The sequence below is a fragment of the Bradyrhizobium sp. CB3481 genome, from assembly GCF_029714305.1.
Classification (GTDB): Bacteria; Pseudomonadota; Alphaproteobacteria; order Rhizobiales; family Xanthobacteraceae; genus Bradyrhizobium.
The window spans coordinates 3,010,443-3,025,571 of sequence record NZ_CP121647.1 but is presented as its reverse complement, the minus strand read 5'-3'; the positions used below and the strand labels follow the sequence as shown (position 1 = coordinate 3,025,571).

Sequence of the window (15,129 nt, the reverse complement as noted above, 5' to 3'; positions counted from 1 at the left end):
GCCGGGTGATGCGTCGTGTATCGCGCCGTCTACGGACCCGGTGGTGGAGAGAGCACTCGCGAACCACCCAGTTCACGCCCGAGCTGCGCCTCTTCGCCAGAGGCTGCGCGCCGCGTGCATTTGCTTTGATCGTCGCTATTCATTTCGGGGCCTGCAAGAGCCTCTTTTTCCATTTTCTAAACCATCCGCCCGTCTTCGGATTCTGTAAACGTCATGATCGGGAGGACCGCCTATCGCTGCAATTCGCATTTGAAATTCGGCCTTGTACCCGAGCCATTGTAGACAATGGACGACTCGTTGCGAGACGAAAAGGGCGGCCGGTCCGGGCTGCAAGGCACGTCCGGCCCGCCGTCGTGCGGCCAAAACCAGACTCGATAACGTGTTCCCTCTGTCGGCGTAACTCCCCTCAGATCAATGCAACCAACCTGGCCAGGGGAGATGGTTTCGGACAGAACACCCCGCTTCTTATACTCGTCCGGGCTCATAATCTCGAGGCCCATAATCGGGGCTTTTTCCTTCGTAAGATTACGCAGACAAATCTCTTGTTTTGCAGATGCCGGTTGGGCATGGCACGACGAGCTCAAGCCAATACCAACGATTACGACGAGCTGGGATAGGTGGAGTCTTGCCGCGGTCAATTGCTGGATCAGCGTCGCTTTGGTCCTCTGCACTTCGTTGTAAGTGGGAATTAGGCCTTTCAATTACCCACATTTGACATCGGGGTTTGAACGTCGCGCCGCGGGCAAAATCTTGAACCGGCAGAATCTGTTGTGATTCATTGTTGAGCACCTGATTCGGAGTCATGGGGTGCTCGATGGGCTTGATGAAGGAACGCGCGGGGACGCGTGCTCAGCGATTGACGACCGGTATCGAGACGTGGGTTGATCGGGAAGCTGCGGGATGCGAGTTTAAGGATGAGCGGCTTGGCCGCCGGTTCTGCAAATTGCTCGCACAAGTGGGGGAGCGACATGGGTCAAAGCATCCCGCTGGTTTGTCAGGACTGGACCAACACGAAGGCCGCCTATCGCTTCTTCTCCAACGAACGGATCAACGAGGCGGATATTCTTTGTGGTCATTTCGAGGCGACGCGCGGGCGCGTAACATGACACGACGGAATTCAGCTTCAAGCGCGAGAAGCCGGATCTGATTGGCTTTACGGGCAAGACGGCGGGCCGCACGCAGTGCGGCATCCTGATGCATTCGAGCCTCGCCGTAACGACCGCGGGGCTTCCGCTCGGACTGGCGGCAATCAAGTTCTGGACACGCAAAAAGTTCAAGGGGACGACGGCGCTGAAGCGAAAGATCAATCCGACACGTGTTCCGATCGAGCAGAAAGAGAGCATCCGCTGGCTGGAGAATTTACGCCAATCGACCGACCTTCTCGCTGCCCCTGAACGATGCGTTCATATTCGTGATCGCGAGAGCGACATCTATGAGCTGTTTTGCCTGGCCGAGAAGCTTGGAACGCATTTTCTGGTGCGAACTTGTGTTGATCGGCTTGCCGGGGACGGCAATCATACAATATGAAGCGCTTCTCGAAATTCGTTTCCGCAAGCTTCGAATTCTGCCGCCGATCGGCAAGCAGAAGAAACATCCCGCACTCACTTTGACCGTGATCCATGCTCAAGAGCGGGGAAGGCCGAAGCGGCGAAAGAAGATCGAGTGGAAGCTCCTTACCGATCTCCCGGTCCAATAGCGCAAGGACGTCATCAAGAAGATCGAATGGTACGCGTTGAGGTGGAAGATCGAGGTCTTCCATAAGATCCTCAAATCGGGCTGCAAGGCGGAGGAGTCTAAATTGCGAACCTCAGCGTCTGGTCATTTTGATCGCGGTTTTCTGCATTGTGAGTTGGCGCGTCTTCTGGATGACGATGCTTATTCGTTCCTCGCTGAGTGCCCTACCGCAGATGGCGTTGACGGATCCGGAAATCAGGCTTCTTGATCATTTGGTGAAAGACAGAGGTGGCGATCGCTCTCGACGAGGCACGCTCTTGCACTATGTCGTCGAGATCGCGCGCCTCGGAGGATACTTGGCCGAGCCAATGATCCGCCTCCAGGAAATAGCGTGATCTGGCGCGGACTATCGCGGCTGACCATCGGTCTGGGAGCCGCGGTCGAGGCAAAAATTATGGGTAATTGAAAGGAATTAGGCGGGTGGGAGCTGTTTGGAATCGTGAACGGACTCACCCTCGGCGGTGTTAACTCCTTATTCGACGCGAATGCGGTCCTTGTCGTGTGTTAGTGGTAACTACTTCACCGCTGTCGGCGACCGTGAAGCGGCGGCCGTGCTGCAGCGAGCCCTGCGCGCGGTCTCGACGTTGGCCGGATCGATCTCGGCCAGGAACACGCCCGGCTCGCTGGCGAGCAGGTTGCCGTCGGGGCCGATCAGGAAGGAGCGGTTGAACGCCTCCTCCGGCGAGAAACGCAGCGCGAGCGAGCCGATATGAAGATGTAAATTCGGCTGCGAGCGCGCGATAGGCCTTCAGCGACTTGGTCCTCTGCGGTCGCCAAGTGCTCGAACAGCGCCTTGCGTTTCAACTGCATCATGTTGCTCACTTCGGGCGTGAGCACATAGTCCGCGCCTTCCGCCGCCTCGCGCACCAGCTTGATGCCCTACTCGAGGCTCGGCTCCGGCAGAAGCGAGGTGCGCATCTGTACCATAGCGGCGGTGAAGGTGCTATCGCCCCTCATCAGGCCACGCCTTCGCTAAGAGATCATCGAGCTTGCCCTCGCGGTCGAGCGCATAGAGTTCGTCGCAACCGCCGACATGGGTGTTGCCGATGAAGATCTGCGGAAAGGTCGAACGTGCGCCAGCCCGCTTGTACATCTCGTCGCGATAGGCCGCATCGCTGGCAATGTTGAATTCGGTGAAGGCCGCCTTCTTGCGGGTCAGCAGCGACTTGGCCGCGCTGCAGTAACCGCAGCCCGGGCGGGTGTAGATTTCAATTGCAGCGGTCATGGCACGCTCGGTTGTGATCTTGCTCGGGTTCGCTGAGAATCGACGCGATCGCCGTCGCCAGATTTCTCGGGTCCTTGAAAATCGGTTCGCCCTCTGCAGCGGGACCGGAGGCATCTCTGCCGAGGAAGTTGCCGCGCGTCGTTGCAGCATCGCAGGCGGCGAGCCGCGAGGTGAGGCGCGGTTCTTGGACCGTGCCTCGGGGCTGATGAGTGACATCAGAGCGGCACCAGGTCTGGACAAGTTCATCCATTCGAGCGGTCATAACTGCTTTCCATGTCCTTCATGTTGACGGTGTTGGGCCAAGCTTAGCAACCGCCATGCCACTGCCTGTCAGGGGCAAAATGGGCGCGTTTGGAAGTAGCGTGCGCGCACAGCTCAGCAGAGCGGTGTTGAAAACCCTACAGCACCGCAAAGCGGTGTTGCCAACCAGCAAGTTTGTCGCGAACCCTACATCACCGCGCATCAACAGACGCCGCGTTCGGTCCTGGTGATGACGGTCAGCCGCCGCATGTCCTCGTCGCGCTTGAGCTCCACGAAGATTGCGCGCTTCGAGCCTGTCGATCTGGTCGGCTGCAGCTTGGATCGCATCGGCAATAGCCCAGGGCGCCGCTCTAGACAGGCGAGCATCTGCCTCGTCCCGCGCGATCGCGACCAGCGCCTCAACGTTTGCCAGGCCGGCCGTGGCGATGATGCCCAATTCGGCCAGATCTGCGCGCAGGGCATTGACCGCCTCCACGCGTTTCGGTTTCACAATTCTTGTTGATGAGGCCAGCCTGATCATCGCCGGCCATGGCAGCCTGCTCGCCGCCGAGACGCTGAACCTGCCGACGGTGCCCGTCATGGTCACCGCTGGCTGGGCTGAAGCCGAGAAGCGCGCTTATTTGATCGCCGACAATCAGCTCGCGCTTGATGCCGGCTGGGACGCCGATCTTCTGCGCGAAGAACTGGATTATTTGCAGACCACCGACCTCGACGTGCTCGGCTTCCCCGAGACGACATCGCGATGATCCTCGCCATGAACGACAACATCGAGGACACCAAGCCGATATAATCCCGCAATCCCACAGAACCCGCAGACCAAGCCGAACGGCATCCGGCAATTGGGCGATCACCTCCTGATATGCGGCGACTGCCGCGATCCGATGACGTTTCGCCAACTGATCACTGCGCCGATCAACTGCTCGTCACGCCAGATTTGCTGGTAGGCCGCCGCAGCCTGGTCGCGCGGTCGATCGCCGTCGCCCATCATGTCGGGCACGCAGCGCGCCGTGAAATCGCTCGGGCTTTCGCCCTCTGCGGTTTGATTGGCATGACTAGGCTAGTCCCTCCCGCGATTTGCAGGTGAGCCTTCGGTCGACGTGTTGGGTCATCAGCCCCGGCGCGGGCGGCGTCTGCCGCACGGTTGCGGCAGAGCAGTCAACCGCCGCCCAGCTCGGGGGTTATTCGTAGCCGCCGTTCAATGGTGGCGAGCCGCTGCTCCATGGCATCGATGCGCCGCGACAGCTCGGCGGCACCGGTCGACGTGAAATGAATCTCGAGCCAGTTGCCGCTGCCCTGGCAGGAGTAGATCCCGATCGACAGCGCGCTGATGTGGCGGTCGGCATCGGTCAGAAGCTCGAGCCTCGGCGGGTTATGTACGACAACGATGCCCGGCCCGAAGATGATACGCTTGGTGATCGCCGGGCCGTCGCCGAACCAGGCGATGGTGCCGCAGCCGGAGATACGGACGATGTTGCTGTCGACGCTGTCGTCGAGCGGCGCAATGGCGACTGTTTCGGCGCACGAAAGCGTTTGAGCTGGTGCATCACCGTGCGCGCAACGCCATTGCAGAATCGGCACACCTCATTCTCCTGTCGGCTGGGTTTCAGCCAGATTGCCGCTCGACACCGCGAGAGCGAACTACCGCCGGACTTCCTGTGGCACCGAATATTCCCGCGCCCCCGAGCGAACCTGGAGGAAGGCAATCGCTTTCAAACAGTCGCCGAGATGCGCGACACGACAGCGGCCCCGGGGACCACCACCACCGTGACTTCCCTGCCGTCGGACGCGTAGAGGTCGTCATAGCCATTGCCATCGCTTGAATCTGAAATATCAGGTTTGCTGGCGTCCATTCCGCTGGCATGGTGAGCCGCACGAGGTCGGCATGCGAGCAGTCGAGGCCGTCCGACAGCGACTCGCCTTGCGCGATCACCTGGCCGTTGGGCACGTTAAGCGGCATCATCTCCTCCTGTTTGCCGGATGCTTCGGGTCGGTCCGCCAGCCGTCATCGTCGACAGCGTTGCCGTAGCCGCGCGCCTCGATGCGTTTCTTTTCGCTGTTGTGACACTCGGCGCAGAAGCTCTGGAGCGTGCTGAGGCAGAACTTGTTCCAGTTCGACAAGTGTGTCCGGAAGCCGACAACGCGTCCAGTGAGCTTACTGTTTTCACTGATGTTCTACTTCCGCGGTGCGCGGCCCGTTTATTGCTAGGTATGGCGACCACCTCACTGTCCCTTAAACTGGAGTCTGTCTATCATGGTCCATGTCGATGAGAAGCTGGAGCCTATCCTTGCGGAGGTTCTACGTAGAAATCCGGGTGAAGAGGAATTCCATCAGGCCGTAAAGGAAGTCCTCGAAAGTCTCGGTCGCGTGGTGGCCAAGCATCCACGCTACGCCAATCATGCGTTGATCGTGCGGCTCTGTGAGCCCGAGCGTCAGATCATCTTCCGCGTGCCATGGGTGGACGATAGCGGACAGGTGCGGATCAATCGCGGATTTCGGGTGCAGTTTAACTCGGCGCTCGGCCCTTACAAGGGTGGACTGCGCTTCCACCCGTTGGTCAATATCGGGATCATCAAATTTCTCGGCTTCGAACAGACGTTAAAAAACGCGCTGACGTGCATGCCGATCGGCGGCGGGAAAGGCGGATCCGACTTCAATCCGCGCGGACGCTCCGTAGGCGAGATCATGCGGTTCTGTCAATCATTCATGACGGAACTCCATCGCTATCTCGGCGAGGATATCGATGTGCCGGCCGGTGACATCGGCGTGGGCGGCCGTGAGATCGGCTTCATGTTCGGTCAGTACAAGCGGCTGACTAACCGTTATGAAGCAGGTGTTCTGACCGGAAAGGGGCTCGTCTATGGCGGCTCGCGCGCCCGCACGGAGGCGACCGGGTATGGCGCGACGTATTTTGTGCACAGCATGCTGGCGACGAAAAAGCAGTCGTTCGACGGCAGGCGCGTGGTCGTGTCAGGCTCGGGTAATGTCGCCATCCATACTATGGAAAAGATCGCCGCGTTCGGTGGCAAGGTCGTCGCCTGCTCGGATTCAAATGGGCACGTGATCGATGAGCAGGGTATTAATATTGCGCTCGTCAAGGAGATCAAGGAGGATGGGCGCGAGCGCATTGCTGAGTACGCGCGCCTCAAGGGTGCGCGCGCGCATTACATCGAGGGCGGGTCTATCTGGGATGTTCCGTGCGACGTCGCCATGCCCTGCGCTATACAGAACGAATTGACCGGGAAAGATGCGCGCGCCTTGGTCCGCAACGGCGTCGTCGCTGTGGGCGAGGGCGCCAACATGCCGTGCACGCCGGAAGCGGTGCGCATCTTTCGGGAGGCTGGTGTGTTGTTCGGACCGGGCAAAGCCGCCAACGCCGGCGGCGTGGCGACCTCCGCGCTGGAAATGCAGCAGAACGCCTCACGCGATAGTTGGACATTCGAGCAGACCGAAGCGCGGCTCGCCACCATCATGCGCAATATTCACGACCGCTGCGCCGAGACTGCCCGCGATTATGGCGCGCCAGGCGACTATGTGCTGGGCGCCAACATTGCCAGCTTCGTGCGGGTTGCGGAGGCCATGGAAGCGCTCGGCGTCATTTGAGATCTTTACCGGGATCCCAACCATCCGCTTGTTGCGCTTTGCACGGACGTGGCTCTCTCAGAAATTGCTTGCTGCCAATTCCGCCATTTCCCTGCCGGCGCGACCCGCGACTTGTGTCCGGTCTCGAAGTAAAATCAGACCCTTAAACGCGTCTTAGGGGGCGTTGCATGCGGCTTGCTACATTCAACAGAGAGCACAGCTCGCGCAAGAGTTACCGGTAACTTTGGAGAGAAACATTTCCGAGAACAAAATCTCGAGGAGCAAAAATGCCGGTGCCCATGGGATCCCCGGCTCAGCATCAAGGTAGAGGCTGGCTGCGCGGTCAGCCCCCTCACGGAATCCCAGCCCGCGACCTGCGTCGAACGTATGCGCCTTCGGCGAAGGCGCCGAACGCCGATCTCGTCCGCGAGATGATTTGCTTTGCCGCCCAGTGGCAATTTTTAGGGATCACCTGTCATGAGACCGAACCAGGGATTAGAGCACCGCCAGTCGCAGTTGCTGGTGATGACGCCGCAGCAGATCCAGGCGATGAAGCTGCTGCAAATGTCCAACATGGATCTCTCTGCCCACGTGGCGCAGGAGGTGGAGGGGAATCCGTTCTTGGAGTGGGCCGACGAAGAGCCGGAGTCGCTGGTCGCGGGCGAGCCTGCTATGGAGCGGCTCAGCGCTCAAGGAAACGACCGAGCGCCTTTTGTCGGTCTCTCGACATCGATCGCCGCGGATCCCCAAGAAACTGGTCAAGCGGTTCGGCGGCGATTCCGAAAAGAAACGGCAATGTGGCAGGTCGGCGGTACGATCTACGGCCATCCGGCTTTCAGGGCGAGGCTCGAGCGGCAAATCAAGCGGGCCCCCGAACGTTCGCTCGAGAGCGCGTTCTAAGGCGGCATGATGCGGCCACGGTGAGACGGGTAAGCGGACGAAGCTTGACGCCAAAGAACATTGCCCTAACTGCCTCATAAAACCGATTTCGTACCGGCGCGAGCAGCGCTTCTTCTGCCATCGCTGCTGCCGATCGTACGACATGGCTGGCCAAGTCATCGACATCATCATCGATGGAGAGCGACCGCTCAGTGTGCCAGGTTTCCCCAGTCGATCAGCCAGAGGTCCAATCCTCTCCCACTAGACTGCGGGTCAGTGAACGAGCGGACTGCAGAGTCGGCCATCGTGTATCGGCCGATGAGGCCATAGACCACGAGCACAGGGATGTCCACTTTCTGCCAGCGGCAGATGGCGCAACAGCTCGACCTTGTCTCGGCGCATTGCGGAAGTCTTCGGGTCGACCCAATCTCGACGTCGGTATCCTTGGTCGTCGATACCAGTGCTCGCCAATTAACAAGCTGGTGGGCCTAAGGTCGCTGATGCAATAAGCGATCACCTGCGAAAGTACGAAGCCGCGCTCCGATCAGAAGACGGTGAGTAGGGAGCCCGACGCGTGCGGTTGGCGACGCTGGATTGTCGGGTTTGCGGCACAGCCAGTGAGCAATGCGTCTTCTATCTACTTCTAAACGCTCATTTTTCTATTCAAGCTCATTTGGCCTAGTGCGTGCAAATCCTTACTGGCCCGATAGAACGGGTCACATGGAGACACAAATGACTACTTCGCGCATGCGCCAGCTTCTCTTCTCCGCATTTGCCACGCTCTCGCTGGTCGGGGCAGCATTTGCCGATCAGACTAGCCCAGCAAATTCGGTGCCGTACACTTTGGCCACTCGAGACGAGGATTTCCCACATGTGTGGCACTCAATGCCTGACACTCGACCAGACGAGGATTTCGCAGATACGTGGGACAACGAACTTCCAGAAGCAAAGATCAGACGCCTGGTTATTCGCTACCGCGCAGGCCGGACGCTGGTTAAGGCATGGGGCAAATGTGGTTCCTTGGGCACGGAGCTCTGCTCTTTTGGGTCCACCTGGGCGCAGCCTTCCGATACTGACGATGAGGGCCTGATTGCCAAATGGAAAGATAGACAGGGCGCAATGAAGATGACGTTGACTCTCGATGAAAATGGTGAGCTGGACGCAGTGATTAAGGTTCGCTTCCCTGACGGGGTTCGCATCGAATTCCGCGAGCACTTCGTGCGGAGCGCTCCGACGCCAGACGCACTAAACTGACCATCCAAGCTAACTAGGCTCGGGCCGCTTGTGGCAACGCAAGCGGCCCTTTCTTTTGGTAGATTGCGAGCGAACTCACATGAGCGTGGCTATGATCGCCATTGGGAGAAGGCGGCCGCTATCTTCAAGCCATCCGCTCTGCCTAGGTTGCGAGGCGGTCGGCGTTGTCGCTGCCACCGAGGTCGTCGACCACGTCGTCCCGCACAGGGCAACCGCGATTTGTTCTGAGACCTGATGCGCGGCTGCGCACCGCGACGATCGAACTTCAGGCCAACGCAGACAAGGAAGGGACGGCGATCTATGTCGAACAGCTCAAGGCGAGGTTTGAGAGCGCTTGCGCTATCACTAACGATGAGCTGCGCGGGATGCGCATCAAGCCCGAAGGTGGTGCAAAGGGAGCTGCCCCGGCGTCAGATTCCTTGATGCAGCCCATCGACGCGCCGCAGGTCAGGCCCGGCGATGATCCCAAGGCGCGCCTGGCGCAAAACCGCGATGCATTCGCCGAGGCCAACACGCATCATCGGCGGCCGCGACTGGTATGAGGGCGTTCGCGAGACTACCGGGGGAAGGAATGAACGGTGTCGTCACCTGGGGATCGGTCGCGGACGCGATCGGCGCGCTGGCTACGAGCATCGGTCTCTGGACCCGGACATCCGATGGTATTACCAGCGCCAACAGCAAGGTCGCCGCGGCGGTCGACGCGCTCGCCGAACATAAGCGGTTAGCGGCCGAGGCGGTCGCCGAGGCGAAGCGCCAGGCCGCGGAAGCCACAGCAAAGGCGGACCAGCTCTCCAGCAAGCTTTACCAGATCGAGATCTGGGCGCGTGACGAGTTCGTCCGCAAGAGGAGCTTTGAAACCGTCGTGGCCCGGGTAGAGCGCGGGTTCGCGGATCTCAAACCCGAAATCACCGGCCGGCTCGACCGCATGTCGGACCGGATCGAGAAAATCAACAACGCCGGCGAGCATTAGCTATGAGCCTCGTCGCCCTCAAATTCGTAGCGGTCGGACTGATCGCCAGGTTGCTGCTGATCGTCGCGATGTTTGTCGGGGCTCTCGCCGAGCACTGGCGGGACTTGAAGAGAAGGAGTGCTGATGTACCAGGTCCGTCGGACGGATCGTGGTGTAAGCGCGCTGTCGTCAAGCAGCGTATCTGGCTGCCGGCGTTCGCGGCGATGCTGTTCGCGGCGGGCCGGTCCGCACCATGCTCGCCGGCGGCTAATAATCCGCGCCGCGGCATCGCAATATAACGCCCCTAGATTGTTCGACTAGAAAACGTTGAATGCGTGGATCACTCTATCACAAAGGGCCGTGAACGGCACACAGACAAGCGGTGCGCTTCGCGCCGCCGCAGACAACATCATTGCCGCTTGACGGTGTCCGATGTGCGACGATGTCGGATTTGCGATATAGCCGACGCGGATGAGCGCTTTGTATCAAAAGGTTTTTTCTTTCGCGCGGCGCGTGGCACGCGTTGTGCAATTGCCTCGACGCGAACGCGTAAAACGAACGATACTCCTGAGAAGACTGACAAGCTCTCGATCGGATCATCGGAGACGCCAGAGCAGACGATGCAGACTGTATCCACCGTGACGAGATTCCTCGTCCACAATGCCTTGCAATGGAGCTATCAAAGAGCCATGCGATACCAGCAGCTGACGAAAGATCAAAGACACTGCCGCCGAAGTAAGAGCCATCGTATTGCGACACGTGAGGCGAACGAGCACCAGCGCCGGCTGTTCTCTAATTCCCGCTCACAACGAAGTGCAGAGACCAAAATGACGCTGATCCAGCGACTGATCGACCTGATCAATAATAATGCCGCGGCCAAACTCCACTTAACCCAGCTCTGTGAAAGCAGTTTAGCGGCGCGGCGGGCATGCAATACCTGGAAGTATCCTCGATGGCTGGGTCAAGCTGCCGGAATCCTCAGCATCGGATTGAGCTTATTGTGCCATGCCCAACCGGCATTAGCATTAAAGTTGTATAAACCGTTAAAAGAGGTTTGTGTGCGCAATCGTACGGCGGAAAAAGAGGCGTTTATTAGGGTCATGGTTGGTAATGTAGTGTACCGTTCCGCGGGACCGTTTTCCAGTGGCCAAATTGCATGCATCAACGTGCGCGATCTAGCCCAGGAGTATCAAATCCAGTTTATCCCTCGTCTGCAAGACCTGGACTCGTACGCGACTTGCCCGCCCCCGCCGAAACCCTTTTTTTGGGAGCCGCGGAGGTTTCTGTATAGGGGCTCGGGTACAACCCCGAATATTAAATGTGAATCGCTGTTTCTGTTCCAGAGCTGGTAAGTGGAGCGTCTGCCGGGTTAGGCCACCAAGCGGAATGGCGGTTGGTTGAAGTAGGCTTGATCCGGAGTGGCGCCGTCAAGGCTCGAATGGGGTCGGCGGGCATTGTACAACAACGTTTGAGAACGCCCACAGGACCGTTCTTCGCGAAGTACTATATCGGCATCATCCTTGGTTTGGTCGCCGAGTTTGCGTTCATGGGACCGTCTCCAAGGCTGATGATGTCGTTTTTCGTTGCACTCTGGACGGGTCGCAAGCAGATCGTTGGCTGGAAGTTCCAGCATGGATGTTCGACCGGACGGCGTGCCCTGACGCTGAGCTTTTGACAGCTCAGCCGTTTGTTAGCATCGATGCAATTGCCGCGCTTTCTGCGCTTCTCGATCTGGCGTTGAAGGCTCGAACGCCATCAGCTGCCCTGGTTTCTGGCGCATCCAAAGGCTCTCACGACCAGAATCGGGGAGCGACTCATGTCACGCCAGACGGTAATGCCAGGGAGCGGATACCGACACAATCAAAAACCGCGGTCGCAGCAGCAGATGGATCTGTTCGGGAGCGGCCTGTTGAACAGCGCCATCGGCGCGCCGGCATGGTCGGAGCTGCCGGCAGAAGCGCGGGCGGCCCTCACGAGCCTGATGACGCAATTGATCCTCGACTACGCTGCGGCGACGGCAACGCCGCGCGCGAAGGAGGTCGGTCATGATCTCTGACAAAGTCAGGCCTCATCATCTCGCGCGCAAGGCAATTCTTTACGTGCGTCAATCCTCAGCGCATCAGGTGTTGCACAATCGCGAGAGCAGCGCGTTGCAATACGCCATGCGAGACCGGCTGACGGCGTTCGGGTGGTCCGAGATCGAAGTGATCGATGATGATCTCGGTCGGTCAGCCGCCGGCGGGGTACAACGCGCAGGCTTCGAGCGAATGGTGGCGGAGGTCTGTCTCGGTAAGGTTGGCGCGGTTTGCGCCCGCGAGGTCTCGCGCTTCGCTCGCAACAGCCGGGATTGGCAGCAACTCATCGAGATGTGCCGTGTGGTCGATACCGTTCTGGTCGATCAGGAGACCATCTATGCGCCAAGGCACGGCAACGACCGCCTGTTGCTCGGGCTCAAGGGCAGCCTCAACGAGTACGAGCTGGATCTGTTGCGCCAGCGCTCGCTCTCGGCCCGCTACGAGAAGGCGCGCCGGGGCGAGTTGGTTGTGGCAGCGCCGGTGGGCTTCGTGAAGTCCGGCGACCGTTATGAGAAGGATCCGGATCGGCGTGTCCAGGAAGCGATCAAGCTGGTGTTCGACAAGGTCGAGGAGCTGGGCAGCGCGCGACAGGCGCTCTGCTGGCTCCACGAGTACAATCTCGATCTGCCGGTGAAGCAGACCAACGGCGACACGGCCTGGCGGCGACCGAGCTACTCCGCCATCCACCGGATCATTGAGAACCCGGTCTACGGCGGCGCCTATGCCTATGGTAAGACGGCTGTGGCGGCGGGATACGGCGCCGAGGGCGTGAGCGTGAAGATCCGCCGCAAGGCGCGGAACGAATGGTTGGCGCTAAAGCCCAACACCCACGATGGGTACGTGAGCTGGGAGAGGTTCGAGGCGATCCGCACCATGGTTAGCAGCAACGTTCCCACCGGTCGGCATCACGGCGCGCCCAAGCACGGTGACGCGCTGCTGGCCGGTCTGATCCGCTGCAAGCGCTGCGGTCGCAAGCTCACACTCCGGTACTCCGGCATGAAGCACCATATCCCGCGCTACAGCTGCAGCCGCGCCTGGATGGACAATGGCGGCCCTCACTGCATCGGCTTCGGCGGACTGCGCGTCGATGATGCAATCGAGGAAGCACTGCTTGGGATCGTCGGTCCGGGCGCTATCGCCGCTGCGACCGCTGCCGCCAACGAGGCCAGCGAACGGCGGGATCAGGTGCGCGAGGCTCTCAGTCGCGACCTCGAAGCGGCGCGCTATGCCGTCGACCGGGCCTTCCGGCAATACGATGCCGCTGATCCCGCGAACCGGCTGGTGGCGGGCGAGCTTGAAGCGCGCTGGAACAGGGCGCTTGCTCACGCGGCGGAGGTCGAGGGCAAGATCGCCATGCATGAGGCGGCGACGCCCACCCCCATTGCTGATCCAGCGTCGCTCGGCGTTCTGGCCTCGAACCTCAAAACGGTCTGGGATGCGCCGACGACGGATGCGCGCCTCAAGAAGCGGATTGTGCGCACCCTCATCCATGAGGTCGTGGCCGATATCGACGATGGCCTCCGAGATTGTCCTCATCATCCACTGGGTCGGCGGCGTTCACAGCGAGATACGCCTGCCCAAGCGCCGGCGCGGGCAGCGTAACAGCACCTCCGCCAGCATCATCGAAGCTGTGCGCCAACTGGTGCTGATCGCCAATGACGATCTGATCGCCGGCCTCCTCAACCGCAACGGCCTCAAGACCGGTAACGGTCATCGCTGGACGCGCGAGCGTGTCACCTCGATGCGCTCGAACTATCACATCCCGGTGTTCAAGCCCGCCGAGGACGGGATCGAGCCCTGGCTAAACCTGAGCAACGCGGCAAAGCTCCTAAAGATTGCGCCCAAGACGCTCCGGCTCGCCGCTGGAGCCGGCGAGATCGCAGCCATCCATCCGCTCTCGGACGGCCCATGGATCTTCGCCCGCACCGAGCTGATAACAACTGCTGCTCAATCTATCGCCGAACGAGCGCGACAGAACCCAAGATACCCCACAAAATCGCATCCCAATCAGCAAACTCTCTTCTCTTCAACAACTAGACAGATGGGTGTTCTGATGCGCAGTTGTAGAAGTCGAGGTATCGACCGATCGAGCTGCGAGCCTCGCCGACAGTTTCGTAAGCTCGCAGGTAGACCTCCTCGTATTTGACGCTGCGCCATAGCCGCTCGACGAAGACGTTGTCCCGCCAGGCGCCCTTGCCGTCCATGCTGATGGCGATGCCGTTGTCGGCGAGAACGCCGGTGAAGGCTGCCCCGGTGAACTGCGAGCCTTGGTCCGTGTTGAAGATTTCCGGCTTGCCGTAACGAGCCATGGCATCCTCCAGTGTCTCGACGCAGAAGGCTGCTTCCATCGTGATCGACAACCGCCAGGACAAGACCCGACGGGTCGCCCAATCGAGCACCACAGCGAGGTAAACGAACCCGTGCTCCATGGGGATATAGGTGATGTCCATGGCCCAGACCTGGTTCGGTCGCGTGATCGCCATGCCACGCAGCAGGTATGGATAGATCTTGTGGCCGGGCTCGGGCTTGGTGGTGCGACGACGGCGAAAGAGCGCCTCTATCCCCATCCGCTTCATCAGCGTCTTCACATGCCGGCGGCCGATCTTGCACCCCTCGGCAGCCAGCAGGCCGCGCAACATACGCGAACCGGCGAAAGGGAACTCCAGATGTAACCGGTCGAGATGCCGCATGATCGCGAGATCGGCGTCCGGCACCGGGCGCGGCAGGTAATAAACGCTGCCGCGGCTGATCTGCAAAACTTCCGCCTGCCTGGTGATCGACAGATCGTGCTTGCGGTCGATCATCGCTTTGCGCTCAGCAATCCCGCCTTGGTGAGCGCTCCTTCTAAAAAATCGTTCTCCAGCGTCAGCTCCCCGATCTTGGCGTGCAGCGACTTCACGTCGATCGTCGGTTGCTCCGCCCCGGCGCCCGCCGGCACCGAACGCATCGGCAGCTTTGCTTTCAAGCTGAGCCTTCCACGTCGTGACCTGATTGGGGTGGACATCGAACTGCTTGGCAAGCTGCGCAACGGTTCGATCGCCCTTGACGGCGGCAAGCGCCACCTTGGCCTTGAAAGCCGGTGTGTGATTCCGGCGTGCTCGTCTGCTCATCGTCGCTCCTGATTCGCAGGCACTAGCGTGCCCGCTGTCAGGCAGAAACTCCACTTATCGCC

The 15,129-nt window shown here is 60.1% G+C and carries 21 protein-coding genes and 2 pseudogenes; 15 read left to right on the top strand and 8 right to left on the bottom strand.

From position 1 onward, the window contains the following. Window positions 1–802 precede the first annotated feature (802 nt). From QA643_RS14525 to QA643_RS14515, 3 genes and pseudogenes are all read left to right on the top strand, one after another. Window positions 803–943 (top strand): annotated as a pseudogene (locus QA643_RS14525) (hypothetical protein); the annotation flags it as partial. Then, window positions 915–1,106, top strand: coding sequence for a transposase DNA-binding-containing protein (locus QA643_RS14520; RefSeq protein WP_349253271.1), 192 nt, complete (start codon window positions 915–917; stop codon window positions 1,104–1,106). The pseudogene QA643_RS14525 and the gene QA643_RS14520, both read left to right, overlap by 29 nt. A gap of 88 nt (window positions 1,107–1,194) precedes the next feature. After that, a complete protein-coding gene (locus QA643_RS14515; RefSeq protein ID WP_283033809.1) occupies window positions 1,195–1,527 on the top strand; it encodes a hypothetical protein in 333 nt (110 codons plus the stop codon). A 799-nt stretch (window positions 1,528–2,326) separates the two neighbouring features. Here QA643_RS14515 and QA643_RS14510 read toward each other — a convergent pair. From QA643_RS14510 to QA643_RS14495, 4 genes and pseudogenes are all read right to left on the bottom strand, one after another. Then, window positions 2,327–2,691 (bottom strand): annotated as a pseudogene (locus QA643_RS14510) (nitrilase-related carbon-nitrogen hydrolase); the annotation flags it as partial. Next, window positions 2,678–2,959 (bottom strand): glutaredoxin 3, encoded by a 282-nt coding sequence (grxC, locus tag QA643_RS14505; RefSeq protein ID WP_283033808.1) that lies wholly within the window; start codon window positions 2,957–2,959, stop codon window positions 2,678–2,680. The gene grxC and the pseudogene QA643_RS14510, both read right to left, overlap by 14 nt. After that, a complete protein-coding gene (locus QA643_RS14500) occupies window positions 2,943–3,209 on the bottom strand; it encodes a hypothetical protein (protein WP_283033807.1) in 267 nt (88 codons plus the stop codon). The genes grxC and QA643_RS14500 overlap by 17 nt, the downstream gene beginning before the upstream one ends. 212 nt (window positions 3,210–3,421) lie before the next feature. Then, on the bottom strand, window positions 3,422–3,547 hold the full coding sequence (locus QA643_RS14495) for a hypothetical protein (RefSeq protein ID WP_283033806.1): 126 nt from the start codon (window positions 3,545–3,547) through the stop codon (window positions 3,422–3,424). Between the two features lie 92 nt (window positions 3,548–3,639). Here QA643_RS14495 and QA643_RS14490 point away from each other — a divergent pair, with 92 nt between their 5' ends. Further along, window positions 3,640–3,966, top strand: coding sequence for a hypothetical protein (locus tag QA643_RS14490; protein WP_283033805.1), 327 nt, complete (start codon window positions 3,640–3,642; stop codon window positions 3,964–3,966). A 101-nt stretch (window positions 3,967–4,067) separates the two neighbouring features. Here QA643_RS14490 and QA643_RS14485 read toward each other — a convergent pair whose 3' ends face one another. From QA643_RS14485 to QA643_RS14475, 3 genes are all read right to left on the bottom strand, one after another. Next, window positions 4,068–4,208 (bottom strand): hypothetical protein, encoded by a 141-nt coding sequence (locus QA643_RS14485; protein ID WP_283033804.1) that lies wholly within the window; start codon window positions 4,206–4,208, stop codon window positions 4,068–4,070. Window positions 4,209–4,375: 167 nt separating this feature from the next. Next, window positions 4,376–4,798 carry a hypothetical protein gene (locus QA643_RS14480; RefSeq protein WP_283033803.1) on the bottom strand — a complete coding sequence of 141 codons (423 nt, stop codon included), beginning with the start codon at window positions 4,796–4,798 and terminating at the stop codon, window positions 4,376–4,378. 131 nt (window positions 4,799–4,929) lie between these two features. Further along, window positions 4,930–5,070 (bottom strand): hypothetical protein, encoded by a 141-nt coding sequence (locus tag QA643_RS14475; protein WP_283033802.1) that lies wholly within the window; start codon window positions 5,068–5,070, stop codon window positions 4,930–4,932. Between the two features lie 401 nt (window positions 5,071–5,471). Between QA643_RS14475 and gdhA the strand changes: the two genes are divergently transcribed. The 11 genes from gdhA to QA643_RS14420 all read left to right on the top strand — a co-directional run bounded on the left by gdhA (window position 5,472) and on the right by QA643_RS14420 (window position 14,103). After that, the gene (gene gdhA, locus QA643_RS14470; protein WP_283033801.1) at window positions 5,472–6,821 is read left to right on the top strand and encodes an NADP-specific glutamate dehydrogenase; all 1,350 of its coding nucleotides are present in this window, start codon (window positions 5,472–5,474) and stop codon (window positions 6,819–6,821) included. Between the two features lie 456 nt (window positions 6,822–7,277). After that, window positions 7,278–7,700 carry a hypothetical protein gene (locus QA643_RS38670; RefSeq protein ID WP_349253270.1) on the top strand — a complete coding sequence of 141 codons (423 nt, stop codon included), beginning with the start codon at window positions 7,278–7,280 and terminating at the stop codon, window positions 7,698–7,700. A gap of 711 nt (window positions 7,701–8,411) precedes the next feature. Further along, entirely contained in the window at window positions 8,412–8,933 is a 522-nt protein-coding gene (locus tag QA643_RS14460) for a hypothetical protein (protein ID WP_283033800.1), read from the top strand. A gap of 164 nt (window positions 8,934–9,097) precedes the next feature. After that, window positions 9,098–9,475: a hypothetical protein gene (locus tag QA643_RS14455; protein ID WP_283033799.1), complete on the top strand. Its 378-nt coding sequence runs from the start codon at window positions 9,098–9,100 to the stop codon at window positions 9,473–9,475. Window positions 9,476–9,504: 29 nt separating this feature from the next. Then, window positions 9,505–9,903 carry a hypothetical protein gene (locus tag QA643_RS14450; protein ID WP_283033798.1) on the top strand — a complete coding sequence of 133 codons (399 nt, stop codon included), beginning with the start codon at window positions 9,505–9,507 and terminating at the stop codon, window positions 9,901–9,903. Between the two features lie 2 nt (window positions 9,904–9,905). Further along, window positions 9,906–10,181, top strand: coding sequence for a hypothetical protein (locus QA643_RS14445; protein ID WP_283033797.1), 276 nt, complete (start codon window positions 9,906–9,908; stop codon window positions 10,179–10,181). A gap of 528 nt (window positions 10,182–10,709) precedes the next feature. Then, the gene (locus tag QA643_RS14440) at window positions 10,710–11,234 is read left to right on the top strand and encodes a hypothetical protein (protein WP_283033796.1); all 525 of its coding nucleotides are present in this window, start codon (window positions 10,710–10,712) and stop codon (window positions 11,232–11,234) included. Between the two features lie 41 nt (window positions 11,235–11,275). Next, window positions 11,276–11,557, top strand: a complete 282-nt coding sequence (locus tag QA643_RS14435; RefSeq protein WP_283035119.1) for a hypothetical protein — start codon at window positions 11,276–11,278, stop codon at window positions 11,555–11,557. A gap of 210 nt (window positions 11,558–11,767) precedes the next feature. Further along, a complete protein-coding gene (locus tag QA643_RS14430) occupies window positions 11,768–11,938 on the top strand; it encodes a hypothetical protein (RefSeq protein ID WP_283028978.1) in 171 nt (56 codons plus the stop codon). After that, window positions 11,928–13,559: a recombinase family protein gene (locus QA643_RS14425; protein ID WP_283033795.1), complete on the top strand. Its 1,632-nt coding sequence runs from the start codon at window positions 11,928–11,930 to the stop codon at window positions 13,557–13,559. The genes QA643_RS14430 and QA643_RS14425 overlap by 11 nt, the downstream gene beginning before the upstream one ends. Continuing rightward, on the top strand, window positions 13,471–14,103 hold the full coding sequence (locus QA643_RS14420; protein WP_283033794.1) for a hypothetical protein: 633 nt from the start codon (window positions 13,471–13,473) through the stop codon (window positions 14,101–14,103). The genes QA643_RS14425 and QA643_RS14420 overlap by 89 nt, the downstream gene beginning before the upstream one ends. Here QA643_RS14420 and QA643_RS14415 read toward each other — a convergent pair. Then, window positions 13,991–15,067 (bottom strand): IS3 family transposase, encoded by a 1,077-nt coding sequence (locus QA643_RS14415; RefSeq protein ID WP_283033793.1) that lies wholly within the window; start codon window positions 15,065–15,067, stop codon window positions 13,991–13,993. The genes QA643_RS14420 and QA643_RS14415 overlap by 113 nt on opposite strands. Between the last annotated feature and the right edge of the window lie 62 nt (window positions 15,068–15,129).